Origin of the sequence: Cryobacterium psychrotolerans (genome assembly GCF_900101115.1) — a bacterium.
Lineage (GTDB): Bacteria > Actinomycetota > Actinomycetes > Actinomycetales > Microbacteriaceae > Cryobacterium > Cryobacterium psychrotolerans.
Genome location: NZ_FNFU01000016.1, coordinates 23,157 through 41,849, shown reverse-complemented (window position 1 = coordinate 41,849; position 18,693 = coordinate 23,157). Strand labels below are relative to the sequence as shown.

Annotated in this window: 16 protein-coding genes; 11 read left to right on the top strand and 5 right to left on the bottom strand. The window is 69.3% G+C overall.

The genetic code is table 11. The features are described 5' to 3' along the window. Positions 1-15: 15 nt before the first annotated feature. Positions 16-810 (top strand): hypothetical protein, encoded by a 795-nt coding sequence (locus tag BLQ39_RS12230; RefSeq protein WP_092324335.1) that lies wholly within the window; start codon positions 16-18, stop codon positions 808-810. Further along, complete coding sequence (menC, locus tag BLQ39_RS12225; protein ID WP_092324333.1) at positions 807-1,931, top strand: o-succinylbenzoate synthase; 1,125 nt, start codon at positions 807-809, stop codon at positions 1,929-1,931. Before BLQ39_RS12230 ends, menC begins: the two co-directional genes overlap by 4 nt. On the opposite strand, the gene BLQ39_RS12220 is transcribed toward menC, so the two are convergent. Then, entirely contained in the window at positions 1,928-2,221 is a 294-nt protein-coding gene (locus BLQ39_RS12220) for a hypothetical protein (protein ID WP_092324332.1), read from the bottom strand. The two genes, menC and BLQ39_RS12220, sit on opposite strands and share 4 nt — an antisense overlap. Before the next feature lie 120 nt (positions 2,222-2,341). On the opposite strand from BLQ39_RS12220, the gene BLQ39_RS12215 reads away from it, so the two are divergent. Beyond that, entirely contained in the window at positions 2,342-4,168 is a 1,827-nt protein-coding gene (locus tag BLQ39_RS12215) for a helicase HerA-like domain-containing protein (RefSeq protein WP_092324330.1), read from the top strand. 9 nt (positions 4,169-4,177) lie between these two features. Here BLQ39_RS12215 and BLQ39_RS12210 read toward each other — a convergent pair whose 3' ends face one another. From BLQ39_RS12210 to BLQ39_RS12200, 3 genes are all read right to left on the bottom strand, one after another. Further along, positions 4,178-4,654: a hypothetical protein gene (locus tag BLQ39_RS12210; RefSeq protein ID WP_092324329.1), complete on the bottom strand. Its 477-nt coding sequence runs from the start codon at positions 4,652-4,654 to the stop codon at positions 4,178-4,180. 182 nt (positions 4,655-4,836) lie between these two features. Next, a complete protein-coding gene (locus tag BLQ39_RS12205) occupies positions 4,837-5,400 on the bottom strand; it encodes a hypothetical protein (RefSeq protein ID WP_092324327.1) in 564 nt (187 codons plus the stop codon). A 152-nt stretch (positions 5,401-5,552) separates the two neighbouring features. Then, on the bottom strand, positions 5,553-6,092 hold the full coding sequence (locus tag BLQ39_RS12200; protein ID WP_092324326.1) for a hypothetical protein: 540 nt from the start codon (positions 6,090-6,092) through the stop codon (positions 5,553-5,555). A gap of 255 nt (positions 6,093-6,347) precedes the next feature. Here BLQ39_RS12200 and BLQ39_RS12195 point away from each other — a divergent pair, with 255 nt between their 5' ends. From BLQ39_RS12195 to narI, 8 genes are all read left to right on the top strand, one after another. Beyond that, entirely contained in the window at positions 6,348-7,712 is a 1,365-nt protein-coding gene (locus BLQ39_RS12195) for a TrkH family potassium uptake protein (protein ID WP_241982954.1), read from the top strand. A gap of 34 nt (positions 7,713-7,746) precedes the next feature. Further along, on the top strand, positions 7,747-8,403 hold the full coding sequence (locus tag BLQ39_RS12190) for a potassium channel family protein (protein ID WP_092324324.1): 657 nt from the start codon (positions 7,747-7,749) through the stop codon (positions 8,401-8,403). Then, positions 8,403-8,642, top strand: coding sequence for a ferrous iron transport protein A (locus tag BLQ39_RS12185; protein WP_092324323.1), 240 nt, complete (start codon positions 8,403-8,405; stop codon positions 8,640-8,642). The genes BLQ39_RS12190 and BLQ39_RS12185 overlap by 1 nt, the downstream gene beginning before the upstream one ends. Before the next feature lie 55 nt (positions 8,643-8,697). Then, on the top strand, positions 8,698-9,333 hold the full coding sequence (locus BLQ39_RS12180; RefSeq protein WP_166784499.1) for a helix-turn-helix transcriptional regulator: 636 nt from the start codon (positions 8,698-8,700) through the stop codon (positions 9,331-9,333). Between the two features lie 265 nt (positions 9,334-9,598). Further along, positions 9,599-13,369 (top strand): nitrate reductase subunit alpha, encoded by a 3,771-nt coding sequence (locus BLQ39_RS12175; RefSeq protein ID WP_241982956.1) that lies wholly within the window; start codon positions 9,599-9,601, stop codon positions 13,367-13,369. After that, positions 13,369-15,042, top strand: a complete 1,674-nt coding sequence (gene narH, locus BLQ39_RS12170) for a nitrate reductase subunit beta (protein ID WP_092324320.1) — start codon at positions 13,369-13,371, stop codon at positions 15,040-15,042. Before BLQ39_RS12175 ends, narH begins: the two co-directional genes overlap by 1 nt. Beyond that, positions 15,039-15,722, top strand: coding sequence for a nitrate reductase molybdenum cofactor assembly chaperone (gene narJ / locus BLQ39_RS12165; protein ID WP_241982957.1), 684 nt, complete (start codon positions 15,039-15,041; stop codon positions 15,720-15,722). Before narH ends, narJ begins: the two co-directional genes overlap by 4 nt. After that, a complete protein-coding gene (narI, locus tag BLQ39_RS12160) occupies positions 15,719-16,498 on the top strand; it encodes a respiratory nitrate reductase subunit gamma (protein ID WP_092324318.1) in 780 nt (259 codons plus the stop codon). Before narJ ends, narI begins: the two co-directional genes overlap by 4 nt. Before the next feature lie 600 nt (positions 16,499-17,098). On the opposite strand, the gene BLQ39_RS12155 is transcribed toward narI, so the two are convergent. Beyond that, complete coding sequence (locus tag BLQ39_RS12155; RefSeq protein WP_092324317.1) at positions 17,099-18,412, bottom strand: MFS transporter; 1,314 nt, start codon at positions 18,410-18,412, stop codon at positions 17,099-17,101. Positions 18,413-18,693 lie beyond the last annotated feature (281 nt).

Sequence of the window (18,693 nt, the reverse complement as noted above, 5' to 3'; positions counted from 1 at the left end):
TGGTCTACTCGTTGCATGTCAGTTGATCCGGAAATCGTGGCCGAAGCCGGCCGCCAGGCCGATGCGGCGGCCGAGGCCGCGGGCGTGGTCGTGCGGATGGCCGACCCCGGCGATATGAACGCCATCATCGGCATGTTCGAGCGCACCTGGGGTCCCGGCCGCAGCCCGGACCGGTCGATGCTGCTCGCCCTGGACTACGCGGGCAACACCGTGCTGATCGCGACCGCGGCCGGGAAGCCGGTCGGGGCCACGCTCGGCTTCCTCGGCTGGTCCGACGGAGTCCACCTGCATTCGCACATGGCGGCCGTCGTGCCGTGGCGACGAAGCGGCGGAGTCGGCTACGCCCTCAAGCTCTTCCAGCGGTCCGTGTGCCTGCAGCAGGGAGTCGCCGACATGCGGTGGACCTTCGACCCGCTCATCCGCCGCAACGCCCACTTCAACCTGGTCAAACTGGGCGCCGAAGTGGTCAAGTTCCTGCCCGACTTCTACGGGCGCCTCGACGACGCCGTCAGCGGCAGCGACCGCAGCGACCGCTTCGAGGTGAAGTGGCGGCTGGATTCGCCCCGCGTGCGCCGGGCGCTCGCCGGCCGGCCACAGCAGGCCTGGTCGACGACCGGCAGTCTTCCGCTGAACGTCGACTTCGAACACCTGCGGGCCGACGATCCCCGTGCCGCAGAGCTGCTCCGTGAGGAATCGAGGGTGATGTTCCACGCCGCGATGGCCCAGGGCCTGCGCCCGGAGCTCAACGCCGACAACGACTACGTGTTCACCCCGGACCCGGCCGACCCGACCGACGGAGCCCGTCAATGAAACTTGAATCGATCACCCTGCACCGCGTGGCGATGCCGCTCGTGCGGCCGTTCGAGACGTCCTTCGCCCGGCAGACCACGCGCGTGCTCCTGCTCGTGCATGTGCGCACGAGCGAGGCCGAGGGCTGGGCCGAGTGCGTCGCGATGGAGGGGCCGCTCTACAGCTCCGAGTACGTCGAGGGCGCCGAGCACGTCATCCGCAGCTACCTGGCCCCGGCCCTGCTGAAGGCGACGGATGTCACCGCCGAGACGGTAGGTCCGCTCACCGCGTTCGTCGTGGGCCACCGGATGGCGAAGGCCGCGCTCGAGGCGGCCGTCCTCGACGCACAGCTCCGCGCATCCGGCGTCTCGTTCGGCGGCTACCTCGGCGCCGTCACCGACTGGGTCGACTGCGGCGTCTCGGTGGGGATCAGCCCCGACCTCGACACCCTGCTCGACGAGGTGTCGGGCTATGTCGACGAGGGCTACCGGCGGATCAAGCTCAAGATCAAACCCGGCTGGGACCTCATCCCGGTATACGCGGTACGCGAACTGATCGGGCCGGACATGCTCCTGCAGGTCGACGCGAACACCGCCTACTCGGCCGCCGACATCGCCCACCTGGGCCGGCTCGATCCGTTCAACCTCGTGCTGATCGAACAGCCCTTCGTCGAGGAGGACATCGCCACCCACGTGGCCCTCGCCAGGGCGATCGAGACGCCGGTCTGCCTCGACGAGTCGATCGTCAGCGTGGGCGTGGCCCTGGATGCCATCGAACGCGGCGCGACGTCCGTCATCAACATCAAGCCGGGCCGGGTCGGCGGCTACCTCGAATCGGTGCGCATCCACGACCTCTGCGTGGCGCACGAGGTGCCGGTGTGGTGCGGCGGGATGCTGGAGACCGGCGTCGGCCGGGCGGCGAATGTGGCGCTCGCGGCGCTGCCCGGCTTCATCCTGCCCGGCGACACCTCGGCGAGCAGCCGCTACTTCGCCGAGGACCTGGTCGAGGAGCCCTTCGTGCTCGGCACGGGGGAGCACGCCGGTCAGCTCGCCGTGCCCACCGGGCCCGGCACCGGGGTCACCGTGCGGGAGGATCTCGTGCGCGACTGGGCGCTCGTCGCCCCGGTCACCCTCCGCGGTTAATCCTTCAGGCTGCTCGCGGAGACCTCGAACTCCTCGACGCCGACGATCCGCATTGCCTGCTCGGAGCTGGCATCGGCGCGGATCGTGTTCGCGGCCTGCTGGCTCGCGGAGAGGCTGTCCGCGCTGTCCCACAGCGTGATCGAGAGGGCCTTGCCCGGCTCGGTGCTGGTCAGGAAATAGATGCCGCGGTTCCCGGGGAGAGCGAGCACGCGGTCCGTGATTTCCTTGGTACTGGCTTCGTCGAGCCTGCTCTCCGGGCTGGTCTCGTAGGTGCTGACTCGTGCGAACATCGAGGTGTCCTTCCGTCTGGTCTGGTCCCACCAGTAAGGACCGAACGACGTTCCCGCACAAGGCCGGCTCCCGCGCGAACTGGCTGGTCTCCCGGTCGGCAGCGGGTCTAGGCTGCCGCCATGACTCCGAGCGATTCCGTGGATCCGGTGGCCGAGCTGCAGGCCCAGGCGGAGCTCGCGCTCGCCGCAGCGAAGAAGGCCCAGGCGGACGCAGAGGCCGCCGTCAAGCGGGCACAGGATGCCGCGATCGCGGCGGCCGCGGCGCAACGCCCGGCCGGCGCGCCCGCGCCGCTCCCCGGCGCGCCCGCACCGCTCGACGACGCCGAGGTCGACCGGATCCGGGCCGGGTACGCGTTCGACGCCCCAGCGCTCGAGCTGGGCGCCCTGGTCAACGGTGATGCCCGCCCCGATGTGCCGATCCGGATCCCTCTGGCGATGACCAACCGGCACGGCCTCGTCGCCGGCGCCACCGGAACAGGCAAGACGAGGACCCTCCAGGTGCTGGCCGAGCAGCTCTCCGCCCACGGCGTGCCGGTCTTCGCGGCCGACATCAAGGGCGACCTGTCCGGCATCGCCAGCGCCGGCACCCCGAGCGCGAAGCTCCTCGCCCGCACCGCCGCCATCGGCCAGGACTGGGTCCCCGCGGCCTCGCCCACGGAGTACTTCTCCCTCGGCGGCATCGGCCGGGGCATCCCGATCCGCGCGACCGTGACCGGCTTCGGGCCGCTGCTGCTGAGCAAGGTCCTCGGCCTGAACGACGTGCAGGAGTCGAGCCTCGGCCTCGTCTTCCACTACGCCGACCAGGCCGGCCTGCCCCTGCTCGACCTGACCGACCTGCGGGCCGTGCTCAGCTACCTGGTCAGCGACGCGGGCAAGGGCGAGCTCACCGAGCTCGGCGGCCTGTCCGCGGCCACGGTCGGGGTGATCCTGCGGGAACTGATCACCTTCGCCAACCAGGGCGCCGACGTGTTCTTCGGCGAGCCCGAGATCGACACGATGGAGTTCCTGCGCACCGCCGCCGACGGCCGGGGGATCGTCAGTCTGCTCGAGGTGCCCGGCGTGGCCGACCGGCCCGCCCTGTTCTCGACCTTCCTGATGTGGCTGCTCGCCGACCTCTTCAACGACCTGCCCGAGGTCGGCGACCTCGAGAAGCCCAGGCTGGTGTTCTTCTTCGACGAGGCGCACCTGCTGTTCAACGACGCGTCGAAGGATTTCCTCGCCTCGATCACGCAGACGGTGCGCCTGATCCGGTCGAAGGGCGTGGGCATCTTCTTCGTCACCCAGACCCCCAAGGACGTGCCGGGCGACGTGCTCGCCCAGCTCGGCTCGCGCGTGCAGCATCAGCTGCGGGCGTTCACCCCGGATGACGCGAAGGCGTTGCGGGCGACCGTGTCGACGTTCCCGAACTCCGGCTACGACCTCGACGAGGTGCTCACCGGACTCGGCACCGGCGAGGCGATCGTGACCGTGATGAACGAGAAGGGCGCGCCGAGCCCGGTGGCGTGGACCCGGCTACGGGCCCCGCAGGGCCTGATGTCGCCGACGGCGCCGGAGCAGATCGACCGGTCGGTCCTGGCCTCGCCACTGCTCGCCCGGTACGGCACCGCGATCGACCGCGATTCGGCCCGGGAGATGCTGGCCAAGAAACTGGCCGCCGCAAACCAGGCCGCGGTCGACGCGCAGGAGCAGCTCGACCGGGCCAGGGCTGCGGCCGAGCAGGAGAAGGCCGAGCAGGCCGCGGCGACCGAGCAGGCCAGGGCGGAAAAGAAGGCACAGGCCGAATACGACCGCCTGATGCGCCAGACCCGGACGCAGTCGCGCACCCGTACCCGAGCCACGTCGAAGCCGCAGAAGACCGTGCTCGAGGAGGTGCTCGGCTCCCGGGCGACCAGGACGATCCTCACCGGGATTGTGACCGGCATCTTCGGCACCCGGCGGCGCCGCTAGACGTCCGGGTCAGGCGGTGCGGTCGACCAGGCGGCGCTCGAACCAGTAGAGCAGCTCCGGGCGTGCCCGGTTCAGCTCGCGGAGGGTCATCGGCTCCGTCACGCGCACGACCGGCGCGCCGAGCTGTTCGAGCACGGTGTCCATCGCGGCGTGGGAATAGTACTGCCCGCGCATCCGAACGAGGCGCCGTCCGTCGACGCCCACGACGAAGAGGTGCGCGTTCGTGTCCAGCGCGTCGCCCAGGTACAGGTCGAGCATCAGGATGCTGCCGACGCTGGCAGCCGGGAAGCTGTCGACGCGCCCGAAGAACCCGCGTTCGGTGATGCCCGAGTGGTCCACCCAAATGCCGGTGCGATGGTACGCAAGCACGCCGAGGCCGAACACCGCGGTCACGCCGGCCTGGGCCACCACAACGGGCAGCCAGGTGCCTTCGGGGATGGTCAGCCAGTAGAGCACGGCGAAGATAGGGGAGAAGAGGGCCAGCATGGCGATCGCCGAATGCCGGAGGAGACGCCCGCGGGGTCGGAGAGCGTGCTGGCGCACCCCTCTCACCCCAGTGAATCTCACCCTGGCTCCCCCCATCCGGCTTATGGAAGTATGACCCATCGACAGGCCGGCGCGTAGACACCGTTCGGGGGGGTTTCCCGCACCGGGCACCCCCAGTTCGGTCAGTAATCTACCGAAAGCGCGGCGAATCGCCGTTCGAACCAGTGCAGCAGCTCGGGCCGGCTCTGGCTGAGGTCGCGCAGGGTCAGGGGCTCCGGTCCCTGCATCACCGGCACGCCGAGCGCGTTCGCGACCGCATCCATGGCCTCGATTTCCCAGCAGGTTCCGTGCATCCGGGTCAGCAGGCGACCGTCAGGGTCGACGAGGAATAGCTGGGGGCGAACGTCGAGGGAGCCACTCCGGTACAGGTCGAGCCGGACCACGCCGCCGATGCCGTCGACCGGGTAGGTGCGTCGGCGGCCGAAGACGTCCCGGGTGGTCAGCCCGGCGTCATCAGCCCAGATGGCGGTCAGGTAGTACGAGATCACGGCGAGCCCAAAGAACAGGGTCAGGGCGGCCTGCGCCACGGCGACCGGCAGCCAGGACCCCGTCGGCACGGTGAGCCAGTACAACACGGCGAAGATCGGGGCCATCAGCAGGAGGATCGCGATGGTCCACTGCTGGAACGGGTAGGGGTGCGGGCGCACGGCGGCGGCACGGGTGCGTTCTCCCAGCTGAACCGTCATTGTTTCGCCCTGTTCTTCCGCCCCGCACCCAGTCTGGCGCACGGGGGCCGCGGCGCGTAGCCACAGAACGGGGGGGGGCACGCGGGCACGCGACAGGGCGGCTCCCCGGAGGAAACCGCCCTGTCGCCACCGGATCGGCCGGCGCGGATCTGTTAGTCGCCGAGCACGGCACCGAGGTCGAGGTCGCCCAGGGCGCCGTCGACGACGTCGGTGACACCGGCTCCGATGTCGCCCGACACTCCACCGAGGTCGGTGTCGTTCGCGGAGCCGACCGGAGCATCGACCGCAGCGTCGACCGGAGCATCAACGGGGGCCGTGACGGGAGCGGTCACGGGTGCGCTCACCGAGGTGTCATTCCCCGAGGCCACCGGCACATCGTTGCCGCTGGCGATGGCGTTGCCCGAAGCCACATCATTGATGTCGCTGGTCAGCGAGCGGTCCACGACGGGGCCGTTGAGCACGGGGCCGCTGAGCACGGAGCCGCCGAGCAGCGGGCCGGTCGAGGCACCGTTGCCGTTCGCGTTCCCGGAGAGGGCGCCGTCGATCGATGAGGTCGCGCTGGTCGCGTTGGACCCCTGCGCGTCGTCGAGGGTCGAAGCCTGGGCCGGGGCGATCATGCCGCCGACGATGAGGGCGGTTGCCGCGGCACCGGTTGCTCCGAAAACGCTGATCTTCCTGGTGATGTTCTTCATGTTGAACTCCTATTCGTTAGTTCTGTCCCGGCCTCGGTTTCACCCGGGCCGCATAAGTGGTCCGGAGCCCGCCGCAATCCGGTTTGGTCGGATCTGCCCTTTTCGGGGGCAATGCTGGTGGGGATGCCGGTGGCCGGGCCGCCACGGAGGCTCGGATCGCGGTCGTGGCCTGCGATCGGGCGGCGACGGAACCCGGCGGAATCCGAGGCGAGAAAGGCGGCCTGCGCGGACGGATTCCCGGCGTAGAGTAGGCCAGTGCACCTACGGTCGAGCCCCCCGGGCGGAGTGAAGACGCGCCGGCGGCCTCACCCGGCACAGGTGGTCGCCGGCGGATTCGCCGGCACCATCCTGATCGGCACGGCCCTGCTCATGCTGCCGATCGCGAAGGCGGGCGCCGGCGGCGCGACGTTCCTTGAGGCCATCTTCACCGCGACCTCCGCCGTGTGCGTGACCGGGCTCACCGTCGTCGACACCGCGACCTACTGGACCCCGTTCGGGCAGGTCGTCATCCTGCTTTTGATCCAGGTCGGCGGGTTCGGGATCATGACCTTCGCCTCGGTGGTCGGCCTCACGATCGCGCGCAAGATGTCGCTCCGGTCGAGGATCAACGCCGCCTCAGAGATCAAGAGCGTCGGACTCGAGGATGTCAAGGGCCTCGTGCGGGGCGTCGTCGTGATGTCCCTCGCCATCGAGTTCGCGGTGGCGCTGATCCTCAGCCTGCGGTTCCTCACCGGTTACGGCGAACCGGTCGGGCGGGCGATCTGGCTCGGCGTGTTCCACTCCGTCTCGTCGTTCAATAACGCCGGATTCGCGCTGTTCAGCGACAACCTCATCTCGTTTGCGACGGATCCGTTCGTCTGCCTCCCGATCGCGTTCGCGGTCATCCTCGGCGGCATCGGTTTCCCGGTCATCGTGCAGCTGCGCAAGCACCTCCGCTCGCCGCTGCTCTGGAACATGAACACCCGGATCGTGCTCGCGGCGACGATCACCCTGCTGGTGGCCGGCACGGTCTACCTCACCGCGGTGGAGTGGTCCAACCCCGCAACGCTGGGCCCGCTGGTCTGGCAGGACAAGATCCTCGTCGGGTTCTTCCAGTCGGTGCAGGCGAGGACGGCGGGTTTCAACAGCGTCGACACGGGCGCGATGGACTCGGCCAGCCTGCTCGGCCTGGACGTGCTCATGCTGATCGGCGGTGGTCCGGCCGGAACCGCGGGCGGCATCAAGGTCACCACTTTCGCGGTGCTGTTCTTCATCCTGCTCGCGGAGGTTCGCGGCGAGGTTTCGGTGAACGTGTTCGGCAAGCGGCTCTCCCGGGCCGTGCACCGCCAGGCCATCGCGATCGTTCTGCTCGCCGTCGGCGTGGTCGTCATCTCCACCGCCGCCCTGATGCTCCTCACCGACATTTCACTGGACCGGCTGCTCTTCGAGTCGATCTCGGCCTTCGGCACCGTCGGCCTGTCGACCGGGATCACGGCGGGGCTGCCCGCGGCCGGCCAGGTCATCCTGATGCTGCTCATGTTCATTGGCCGGCTCGGGCCGGTCGCCCTGGCATCGGCGCTCGCCCTCCGGCAGCGCCGCAGCACGTACGAACTCCCGAAGGAGAGGCCCATCATTGGCTAAGTTTTCGCTTTTTGGTCACAGCCAGCCCGCCCGCATGGCCGAGGAAGACGCCGTGGTCGTGATCGGCCTCGGCCGGTTCGGCAGCTCGCTCGCCATCGAACTCATGGAGAGCGGAACCGAGGTGCTCGGCATCGACGCGGACGAGGACATCGTGCAGGCGCACAACGGCCTGCTCACCCACGTCGTGCGCGCCGACTCGACCAAGGAGGAAACCCTCCGCCAGCTGTCGGTGCCCGACTTCAGCAGCGTCGTCGTGGCCATCGGCGGCGACATCCAGGCCAACATCCTCACGGCCTCCCTGCTGCTCAAGATGGGGATCCCCAACATCTGGGCCAAGGCGGTGAGCGAGCCGCACGGCAAGATCCTCGAGCAGCTGGGCGTCGCCCACGTCGTGCGGCCGGAGAAGGAGATGGGCAAGCGGGTCGCGCACCTCGTTCGAGGGGTGATGCAGGATTACATCGAGATCGGCGAGAACTTCGCCCTCGTGAAGATGGCGACGCCGCCGGACCTCGTCGGCGTGCCGCTGGGCCAGGCCCGGGTGCGGGCGACGCACTTCGTCACCGTCACGGCCTACAACCGGCCGGGCTCGGGCTGGAGCTACACGACCGTCGACACGGTGCTCGAGGCGGGCGACACCATCCTCGTCGCCGGCGAGTCCAGGCGGGTCGAAGCGTTCAGCCTGCTGCGCTGATGTCCGCCGACGCCGTGCGGTTCGTCTCGGGCACGCTCCCCGGCACGCGCATCGTCGTGCGCCGCCGCATCGAGGGCGGGTTCACGGATGCGGTCGGCTACCTGCGCTCCGTCGACGACGCGAGCTGCGTGGTCGAGACCCGGCGCGGCCTCGTCACGATCCTGCTGGCCGACATCGCCCTGGCGAAGAATGTTCCGCCGCCGCCCCCGCGGCGGGCACCGCGCGCGGGAACCGAATAGTCCGCTCCGGCCCGCCGCCTTACCTCCCGAACGCCCGCTGGCGCATAATGGGCAGATGTGCCCCGCCCGCGCCCCGAGCTACCGCACGCTCGCGTCGCTGCGCAGGATCACCCTGCTCGATCTGCTGCAGCGGCAGGGGGCGATGACCGTCGAGCAGCTGGCCGAGGCCACCGGCCTGCACCCCAACACCGCGCGGGAGCACCTGCACCGCCTGATCGACGCCGGCTTCGTCACCTCCGAGACCGAACCGCGCGACGGCAAGGGGCGCCCGCGGATCGTCTACGCCGCGCCCCGTGGCGCGGACCACCGGGCCGGATCGATCCGGGAAGCGAAGGTCGCCGCGGCGCTGCGCCACGGAGAGCAGGTGCGGCGCATGCTGTCGGCCGAGCCGGCGCCGTGCCGGCCGTCGCCGTCGCTGAGCCGACAACTGGATGCGCTCGACGACCACCTGGATGACGTCGGGTTCGACGGCAGCGTGTCCGAGGACGGGCTGCACGTCCACCTGCACGGCTGCCCGTTCGCCGACCTGGTCACGGAGCATCCCGAGGTCTGCCGGGTGCACTTCGGGCTGCTGCGCGGCATCCTCGAGCAAGCGGACGGCCCCCTCTCGGCGGAGGAGCTGCATCCGTTCAGTAGCCCCAACACCTGCACGCTCGACCTGCACTGCTCCGACACCGGTCCGCAGCACTGACTTGCGGAGAAAGTACCTTCCCGCGCGAAATGAAGGTACTTTCTCCGCAACTCAGCCAGGGCTGAGCGACCCGAACGGGCGCTGAAATATTATTCACGGTGTTTTGTGCTTGTCTCCCTCCGCGCGAGCGAGGACACTGTCGAACGACAGGGTCGTCGCCGCGGCCGTTGCGACGCCACCGGATTTCGCTCGCCCGGCAGTTCGGAAGCACGGCAGTTCGGAAGCACAGCAGTCGGAAGTTCACCTCAGTTCCAGGGAGTGCGACGTGACAGATCGAAGCGGATCAATTTCCACCCGAACCGGGGCGAACCGAGCCGGCACAGACGGCCCCGCCACCGACGCGATCCTGAAGCTCGGGCGCTTCCTGCGCCGCGGTGAGACCTCGAGCGACCTGCGCTCGGTCTTCCACAAGGGCGGCCGCGACGCCGACTCGTTCTACCGCGACCGCTGGACCCACGACAAAGAGGTGCGCTCCACCCACGGCGTCAACTGCACCGGCTCCTGCTCCTGGAAGGTGTACGTCAAGGACGGCATCATCACCTGGGAGACCCAGCAGACCGACTACCCCACGGTCGGCCCCGACTCCCCGGAGTACGAGCCGCGCGGATGCCCCCGCGGTGCCGCGTTCAGCTGGTACACCTACTCGCCGACCCGGGTGAAGTACCCCTATGTGCGCGGCGTGCTGCTGGAGGCCTACCGCGCCGCGAAGGCGAAGACGGGCGACCCGGTGCTCGCCTGGGCCGAGGTCACCGGCAACCCGGAGACCGCCCGCGCCTACAAGAGCGCCCGCGGCAAGGGCGGTCTGGTGCGTGCGAACTGGGACGAGGCGGCGGAGATCGTCGCCGCCGCCCACGTGCACACGATCAAGACCTACGGGCCCGACCGGATCGCCGGGTTCTCGCCGATCCCGGCGATGTCGATCGTCTCGCAGGGGGTGGGCAACCGGTTTATCTCCATGCTCGGCGGCACGATGCTCTCGTTCTACGACTGGTACGCCGACCTGCCGGTCGCCTCGCCGCAGGTCTTCGGCGACCAGACCGACGTGCCGGAGTCGGCCGACTGGTGGAACTCCTCCTACCTGATCATGTGGGGCTCGAACGTGCCGGTCACCCGCACGCCCGACGCGCACTTCATGGTCGAGGCCCGCTACCGCGGCCAGAAGGTCATCGCCGTCTCGCCCGACTACGCCGACAACACCAAGTTCGCCGATGAGTGGCTGGCCGTGCACCCGGGAACGGACGGCGCCCTCGCGCTGGCCATGGGCCACGTCGTGCTCACCGAGTTTCTGGTCGACCGTCGCACGCCCCGCTTCGTCGACTACCTGAAGAAGTTCAGCGACTCGGCCTACCTGATCTCGCTGGTCAAGCGCGGCGACGCGTACGTTCCGGGCAAGTTCCTCACCGCCGACGCCCTGCCCGGGTCGCCGGCCGGGCTGGCCGCCGCCGCGTTCAAGCCCGTGCTGCTCGACCAGGACGGCACCGCGGTCGTGCCCAATGGGTCGATCGGCCACCGCTTCTCCGAGGCCGACGTCGGCAAGTGGAACCTCGATCTGGAGGGCGTCGACCCGCTGCTCTCGATCATGGATGCCCCGGACTATGACCGGGCCGCCGCCCTGATCGACCTGCCCCGGTTCGACCTCGCCCCGGAGACCGAGGGCGAGCAGCACGCCGGCGGCGCGGGCGTCATCCGTCGCGGCGTGCCGGTGCGCGAGGTGGCCGGCCAGCTGGTGACGACCGTCTTCGACCTGCTCCTGGCCCAGTACGCGGTCGGCCGCCCGGGTCTTCCCGGCGTCTGGCCGACCGGCTACGACGACGCGAGCTGCCCGGGCACCCCGGCCTGGCAGGAGGAGATCACCTCGGTGCCGATGCAGGCCGCCGAGCGGATCGGCCGCGAGTTCGCGCAGAACGCCGAGGATTCGGGCGGGCGCTCGATGATCCTGATGGGCGCCGGCACCAACCACTGGTTCCACTCCGACACCATCTACCGCGCCTTCCTCGCGCTGACCACCATGACCGGCTGCCAGGGCGTCAACGGCGGCGGCTGGGCGCACTACGTCGGCCAGGAGAAGGTGCGCCCGCTGACCGGCTGGGCGCAGTACGCCTTCGGGCTCGACTGGGTGCGCCCGCCCCGGCAGATGATCGGGACGGGCTATTTCTACCTCGCCACCGACCAGTGGCGCTACGACGGCCTCGCCGCCGACACGCTGGCCAGCCCGCTCGGCACCGGCGCCTTCGCCGGCCGCACGACCGCCGACTGCCTGGTCGATTCGGCCAAGCGGGGCTGGATGCCCAGCTACCCCACCTTCAACCGCAACTCGCTCGACCTCGTCGACGACGCCGCGGCGGCCGGGGTCGAGCCGGCGCAGTACGTGGTCGACTCGCTCACCGACGGCAGCCTGGCCTACGCCTGCGAAGACCCGGATGCCCCGGAGAACTTCCCGCGGGTGCTCGTGATCTGGCGGGCGAACGTGATCGGCTCCTCCGGCAAGGGCAACGAGTACTTCCTCAAGCACCTGCTTGGCACGACGAGCGCGATCCGCGGGGCCGAATCGCCGCCGGAGAAACGGCCGAACACCATGAAATGGCACGAGAGCGCCCCGGAGGGAAAGCTCGACCTGATGGTCACGAGCGACTTCCGGATGACCTCGACCACGCTGTTCAGCGACGTGGTGCTGCCGCCGGCCACCTGGTACGAGAAGAACGACCTCTCGACGACGGACATGCATCCGTTCATCCACTCCTTCAACCCGGCGATCTCCCCGCCGTGGCAGGCGAAGACCGACTTCGACATCTTCCACATCCTGGCGAAGAAGATCTCGGAGATGTCGGTGGGCCACCTCGGCGTGCGGAAGGACCTCGTGGCCACCCCGCTGCTGCACGACACCCCCGACGCGATGGCCACCCCGCACGGGATCGTGCGGCACGACCAGCCGCTCGTGCCCGGCGTGACGATGCCGAAGCTCGTCGTGGTCGAACGCGACTACCCGGCCTTCGCCGAGATGCTCGGCGCGCTCGGCCCGCTGACCGAGAAACTCGGCATGGTCACCAAGGGCGTGAAGTTCACCCCCGACGTCGAGGTCGCCTACCTCGGCACGAAGAACGGCCTGGTCGAGTCGGGCACGGCCGTCGGCCGGCCGAAACTGACCACCGCCATCCACGCCTGCGAGATGGTGCTCGCCCTCTCCGGCACGACCAACGGCCGGCTCGGCACGCAGGGCTTCCGGCAGCTGGAGAAACGCACCGGCATGAAGCTCGCGCACCTCGCCAGCGACAACGAGGGCCGGCGCTTCTCCTACCCGGATGTTCAGGGCGCGCCGGTGCCGGTGCTCACCTCCCCGGAGTGGTCGGGCAGTGAGCACGGCGGGCGCCGCTACAGCGCCTTCACGATCAACGTGGAGCACCTCAAGCCCTGGCACACCCTCACCGGGCGGCAACACTTCTACCTCGACCACGACTGGATGATCGAACTCGGCGAACAGCTGCCGATCTTCCGGCCGCCGCTGGACATGCACCGCCTGTTCAACGACTCGATCGTCGGGTCCACGGCTCCCACCGGCGCGACCGGGTCGGCCGGCCGCGCGGAGGTGGCCGTGCGCTACCTCACCCCGCACTCGAAGTGGTCGATCCACTCCGAGTACCAGGACAACCTGATGATGCTCTCGCTCTCCCGCGGCGGACCGACCATCTGGATGTCGCCGCTCGACGCCGACAAGATCGGCGTGCGCGACAACGAGTGGATCGAGTCGTACAACCGCAACGGCGTCGTCGTGGCCCGGGCGATCGTCTCGCACCGGATGCCGGAGGGCACGGTGTACATGTACCACGCGAAGGATCGCACGATCAACGTGCCGATCGCCGAGACGAGCGGACAGCGGGGCGGCACGAACAACTCGCTCACCCGCATCCTGCTGAAGCCCAGCCACCTGATCGGCGGCTACGCCCAGCTGTCGTTCGCCTTCAACTACCTCGGTCCGACCGGGAACCAACGAGACGAGGTCACCGTGATCCGTCGTCGCAGCCAGGAAGTGGTCTACTAATGCGCGTCATGGCCCAGATGTCGATGATCATGAATCTCGACAAGTGCATCGGCTGTCACACCTGTTCGGTCACCTGCAAGCAGGTGTGGACCAACCGCACCGGCGTCGAATACGTGTGGTTCAACAACGTGGAGACCCGGCCGGGCGTGGGCTATCCGCGCCGGTACGAGGACCAGGAGAAGTGGAAGGGCGGCTGGGCCAGGAACAAGCGCGGACGGCTGAGCCTGCGCGGCGGCGGCCGGCTGAAGAAACTGATGAACATCTTCAACAACCCCGACCTGCCCGGCATCGACGACTACTACGAGCCGTGGACCTACGACTACGACATGCTCACGAAGGCCCCGCTGAGCACGCAGAGCCCCGTCGCCCGGCCGAAGTCGCTGCTCACCGGCAAGAACATGGACATTAAATGGTCGGGCAACTGGGACGACAACCTCGGCGGCTCGCAGGAGACCGCCGCCGAAGACCCGATCCTGGCGACCATGAGCGAGCACGTGAAGATGGAGTTCGAAGAGACCTTCATGTTTTACCTGCCGCGCATCTGCGAGCACTGCCTGAACCCCTCCTGCGTCGCCGCCTGCCCCTCCGGCGCGATGTACAAGCGCGAGGAAGACGGCATCGTGCTCGTCGACGAAGACGGATGCCGCGGCTGGCGCATGTGCGTGTCCGCCTGCCCGTACAAGAAGGTCTACTTCAACCACAAGACCGGCAAGGCCGAGAAGTGCACGCTCTGCTACCCGCTGATCGAGCAGGGCAAGCCGACGATCTGCTCGGAGACCTGCGTGGGCCGGCTGCGTTACCTCGGCCTGATGCTCTACGACGCCGACGCGGTGCTCGCGGCGGCGTCGATCGAGAACGACCACGACCTGCTCGATGCGCAGCGCGGCGTGTTCCTCGACCCGCACGACCCGGCGGTCATCGCCGCGGCCACGGCAAACGGGATCGCCGACGACTGGATCCTCGCCGCGCAGAACAGCCCGATCTACACCATGATCTCCGAATACAAGATCGCGCTGCCGCTGCATCCGGAGTACCGCACGATGCCGATGGTCTGGTACATCCCGCCGCTGTCGCCGGTGGTCGACGTGATCAAGAGCACCGGCAGCGACGGCGAGGACGCGCGCACCCTGTTCGCGGCGATCGACAAGCTGCGCATCCCGGTGGAGTACCTGGCCGGGCTGTTCACCGCCGGCGACGTGGTTCCGGTCGAGGCGTCGCTGCGGAAGCTCGCCGCGATGCGCTCGTACATGCGCGACATCAACCTCGGCGGGGAGCCGGACGAGGCGATCGCGGCATCCGTGGGCATGACCGGCACCGAGATGCAGGCGATGTACCGGCTGCTGGCGATCGCCAAGTACGAGGACCGGTACGTGATCCCGGCGGCGCACCTGGAGACGGCGCGGGAGCTCGAGGAGCTGGCCTGCTCGCTCGACACCGACGGCGGGCCGGGGATGGGCGGGCCGGGCGCGGATGCGTCGCATGCGCGGGGCCCGTACGCGAAGACCCCGGGGATGCCGCTGAACTCGACCGTGGACAACTACAACGAGATGCGCGGAGAGACCGGAGAGAAGACCAAACCGACCACGCCCGGGCGGCTGAACCTGCTCAACTGGACCGGCGGCACCGTGCCGCCGGGCATGTTCCCGCCGAAGGATTCGGGGGCCCCGGCGTGAAGCTCCTCCCGGTGCGGAAGGTCGCGGCGCTCCCGCTGTCGAAGACGGATGCCGCCGTCGCGCACATGGCGGCGTCGATCCTGCTCGACTATCCGAGCGAGGAGCGCCGGGCGCGCTTTCCGGTTGTGGCCGAGTCGGTGACGCGGCTGCCGCATCCGCTGCGCACCGCGTTCGAAACGTTCCTGGCGGCCGCGGATGCGATGGGCCGGCAGGAGCTGGAGGTGCACTTCATCCAGACCTTCGACACCAAGCGCAAGTGCTGCCCGTACCTGAGCTACTACGCCGCCGGCGACACGAGAAGGCGCGGCATGGCGCTCGTGCGCTTCGTCGAGGCGTACCGCGCGGCCGGCTGGGAGCCCGCTGCCGACGAGCTGCCCGACTACCTGCCGATGGTGCTCGAGTTCTCGGCGCTCTCGGACTCGCCGATCGCGCGGGAGCTGCTGTCCGCCCACCGCGACGGCATCGAGGTGCTGCGCACCGCGCTGGAAACGATCTCCAGCCCGTACGCGCATGTGCTGGAGGCCGTGTCGCTGTCGCTGCCGAAGATCGACGAGGAGACGCGGAAGCGCTACCTGGCCCTGGTCAACGAGGGGCCGCCCACCGAGACGGTCGGCCTGACCTTCCTCGGCAACCTGGCGCCGTTCGGGGCGACCGCATCAAGCGAGGGAGCACGGCGATGAACACCTGGGACATCCTGCTCTGGGTCGCGTTCCCGTACGTGGCGATGGCGGTCTTCGTGGTCGGGCACATCCTGCGCTACCGCTTCGACCAGTTCGGCTGGACCTCGCGGTCGAGCCAGACCTACGAGAATCGGCTGCTGCGCTGGGGCTCGCCGATGTTCCACTACGGCATCCTGATGGTCTTCGGCGGGCACGTCGTGGGCCTGCTCGTGCCGAAGGCGTGGCTGGAGTTCTTCGGGGTCACCGAGCACTGGTACCACCTCGGGGCCACCTGGCTGGGCACGGTGGCTGCGGTTCTCACGATCGCCGGCATCGTGCTGCTGCTGATCCGCCGCCGGCTGACCCCCCGGGTGATGCTGGCGACGACGGTGATGGACAAGACGATGTACCTGTTGCTCGCGCTGGTGATCGGCTTCGGCACGCTGGCGACCGTGATGTACCAGATCTTCGGCGCGGGCTACGACTACCGCGGCACGATCTCGCCGTGGATCCGGGGGCTGCTCATCCTGCAGCCGGACCCGTCGCTGATGGCCAACGTGCCGTTCTTCTTCCAGCTGCACGTGCTCTCGGCGACCGCCCTGTTCCTGCTCTGGCCGTTCACCCGGCTGGTGCACGTGTTCTCGGCGCCGCTCGGCTACATCGTGCGCCCGTATATCGTCTACCGATCCCGCGACGCGCACACTGTCGGCTCGGGCTCCCGGGGCCCTCGCCGCGGCTGGGAAAAGAGCGAGCGCCCCGCCGCCCCCACCCGCACCCGCCAGCGCACCCCCCGCTAGCCGCCCCCGCCTCCGTCTCCGTCTCCGTCCCCGCCTCCGTCTCCGTCTCCGTCCCCGCCCCCGTCTCCGTCTCCGTCTCCGTCTCCGCCCCCGCCAGCGCACCCCCCGCTAGCCGCCCCCGCCTCCGCCCCCGCCCGCCGCGCCCGCTCGCCGCCTCCACCAACCGCACCCCGCCACTCTCCCCGCGTGAGGGGTCGCATATCGACCTTCGTTGGGCCCGGGAAGGTCGATTTGCGACCCCTCACGGGCGGTTGGGCCGGGTTGGGCGAGTCGGCCGCGGGTCGCGCCGCGCGGGTGTGTGGCGAACTCAGGAGAATCGGGGACGCCGCTGTAGCGCACCGCGGGATTCCAGGGCTGTCGGGCCGGCGCGGCACGGATCTCCTGAGTTGGCCCCCGCCGGGAGCCGGCAGGAGCCGGCAGGAGCCACGGGAGTCGGCCCGGAGCCACGGGAGTCGGCCGGAGCCGCGGGAGCCGGCAGGGGCCGGCCGACGCCACAGGAGCACCAGGAGCCCGCGCTGGCGGGGCGTGCCACATGCGTGAGGGCTCGCCGGTGCCAGAATCCGGCGCCGCACCCTGATCTCACGGCGTGATTTGGGCGGGTCAGCCGGGGTTCGGGGCGCCGGGACGGGCGTAGAAGAACCAGGCGAGGCCGGTGCAGAACGCACACCAGACGGCGCAGCCGATGAAGAAGGCCGTCGGGCTGACGGCCGTGAGCGCCATGCCCACGATGAACGGGCCGAAGGCCGCGATCGCGGCCGTCCATCCGATGGCCCCGCCGGCCTGACGCTTGGGGAAGATCATCGGCATCTGTTTGAACGTACCGGCGTTGGCCAGCCCCGCGAAGAAGAAGATGATGAGCATCCCGATGAGGAAGCCCCAGAACTGGTCGACGCTCGTTGGTCTGAGGAAGAAGATCGTGATGACTGTCCCGACTGTCATCCCCACCCCGCCGATGAACGTGAAGATCGCCCCGCCCCATTTGTCGCAGAGGGGGCCGGCACCGGCCCGCACGAGGGCGCCCATGGCCGGCCCGATGAAGGCGAAGGCGAGCGGGTCGGGCGCGTTCTCGAAGTCGCCGTAGATGCTGAGGATCATCAGCCCCATCTGGGCGGCGAGCCCGCTGAACGCGCCGAAGCTCATCAGGTAGATGGCCGTCATGATCCAGGTGTGCTTGATCCTGAAGATGTCCATCTGCTGCCGGAAGTTCGCCTTGATCGGCACCCGGCGCAGGTAGAAGAGGGACAGCCCGACGGCGAGCAGCACCCAGGGGACGAGCACGAGTCCGCCGTTGTGCAGCCAGACGAACTGTCCTTCGGCGGTGCTCTGCGGGGTGAGCGCGGCCGTGCCGAGCAGGCCGAAACCGACGATCCACGGCGTGAGCACCTGGATCAGGCCGATGCCGAAGTTGCCGAGGCCCGCCTGCAGGCCGAGCGCCGTTCCAGCCAGGCGCTTGGGGAAGAAATAACTGGTGGATGCCATCAGCCCGGAGAAGCTGCCGCCGCCGACGCCGGCCGCGAAGGCCAGCGCGAGCAGAACCCAGTAGGGGGTCGAGGTGTCCCGGGCGGCCAGCGTCCAGCCGAGCATGGGCAGCAGCAGCAGCGCGGATGACATCGCGACCAGGGCGCGGGTGCCGATCAGCGGGGGGAGGAACATGAAGACCAGCCGCAGCAGGCCGCCGGCGAGCCCGGGGACGGCGACGAGCCAGTACAGCTGCTCCTGGCTGAGGTCGTAGCCGATGTCGTTTAGCCGCGGGGCGATCGCACTGACGAGGTACCAGGTGGCGAAGCCGAGCAGCATGCAATACGTGGTGATCCACAGCGTGCGCCAGGCGAGCCTGGAATCCCAGGTCGCTTCGTTCTCCGGGTCCCAATTCGAGAGGTCGGAGCTGAGAGTGGACGTTACTGCAGGCGTCATGTGCGTCCTCGCCGTCAACGCGATCGGGCGCGGGGGCCCGCTTGAGTGTCAGCATGGCGGGTCCGCATGGCCGTGGCAAGCAAGGAACGCCGTGAAAAGTGCACTCGTGTGAAAGAACCGTGGGAAACGGCAGGTTTGGGCCCCCTGAAACGCCGCTTGCCCGGGCTTTCGTCGCGCCCGCGGTTCATAACTCCGCCAGATCCGCGGCGATCGCCGCAGCAACCCCGTGATTCCGCGGGTTCAGGGCGCGCGCCTGAATTTTTGGCGGAGTTATGCGCAGA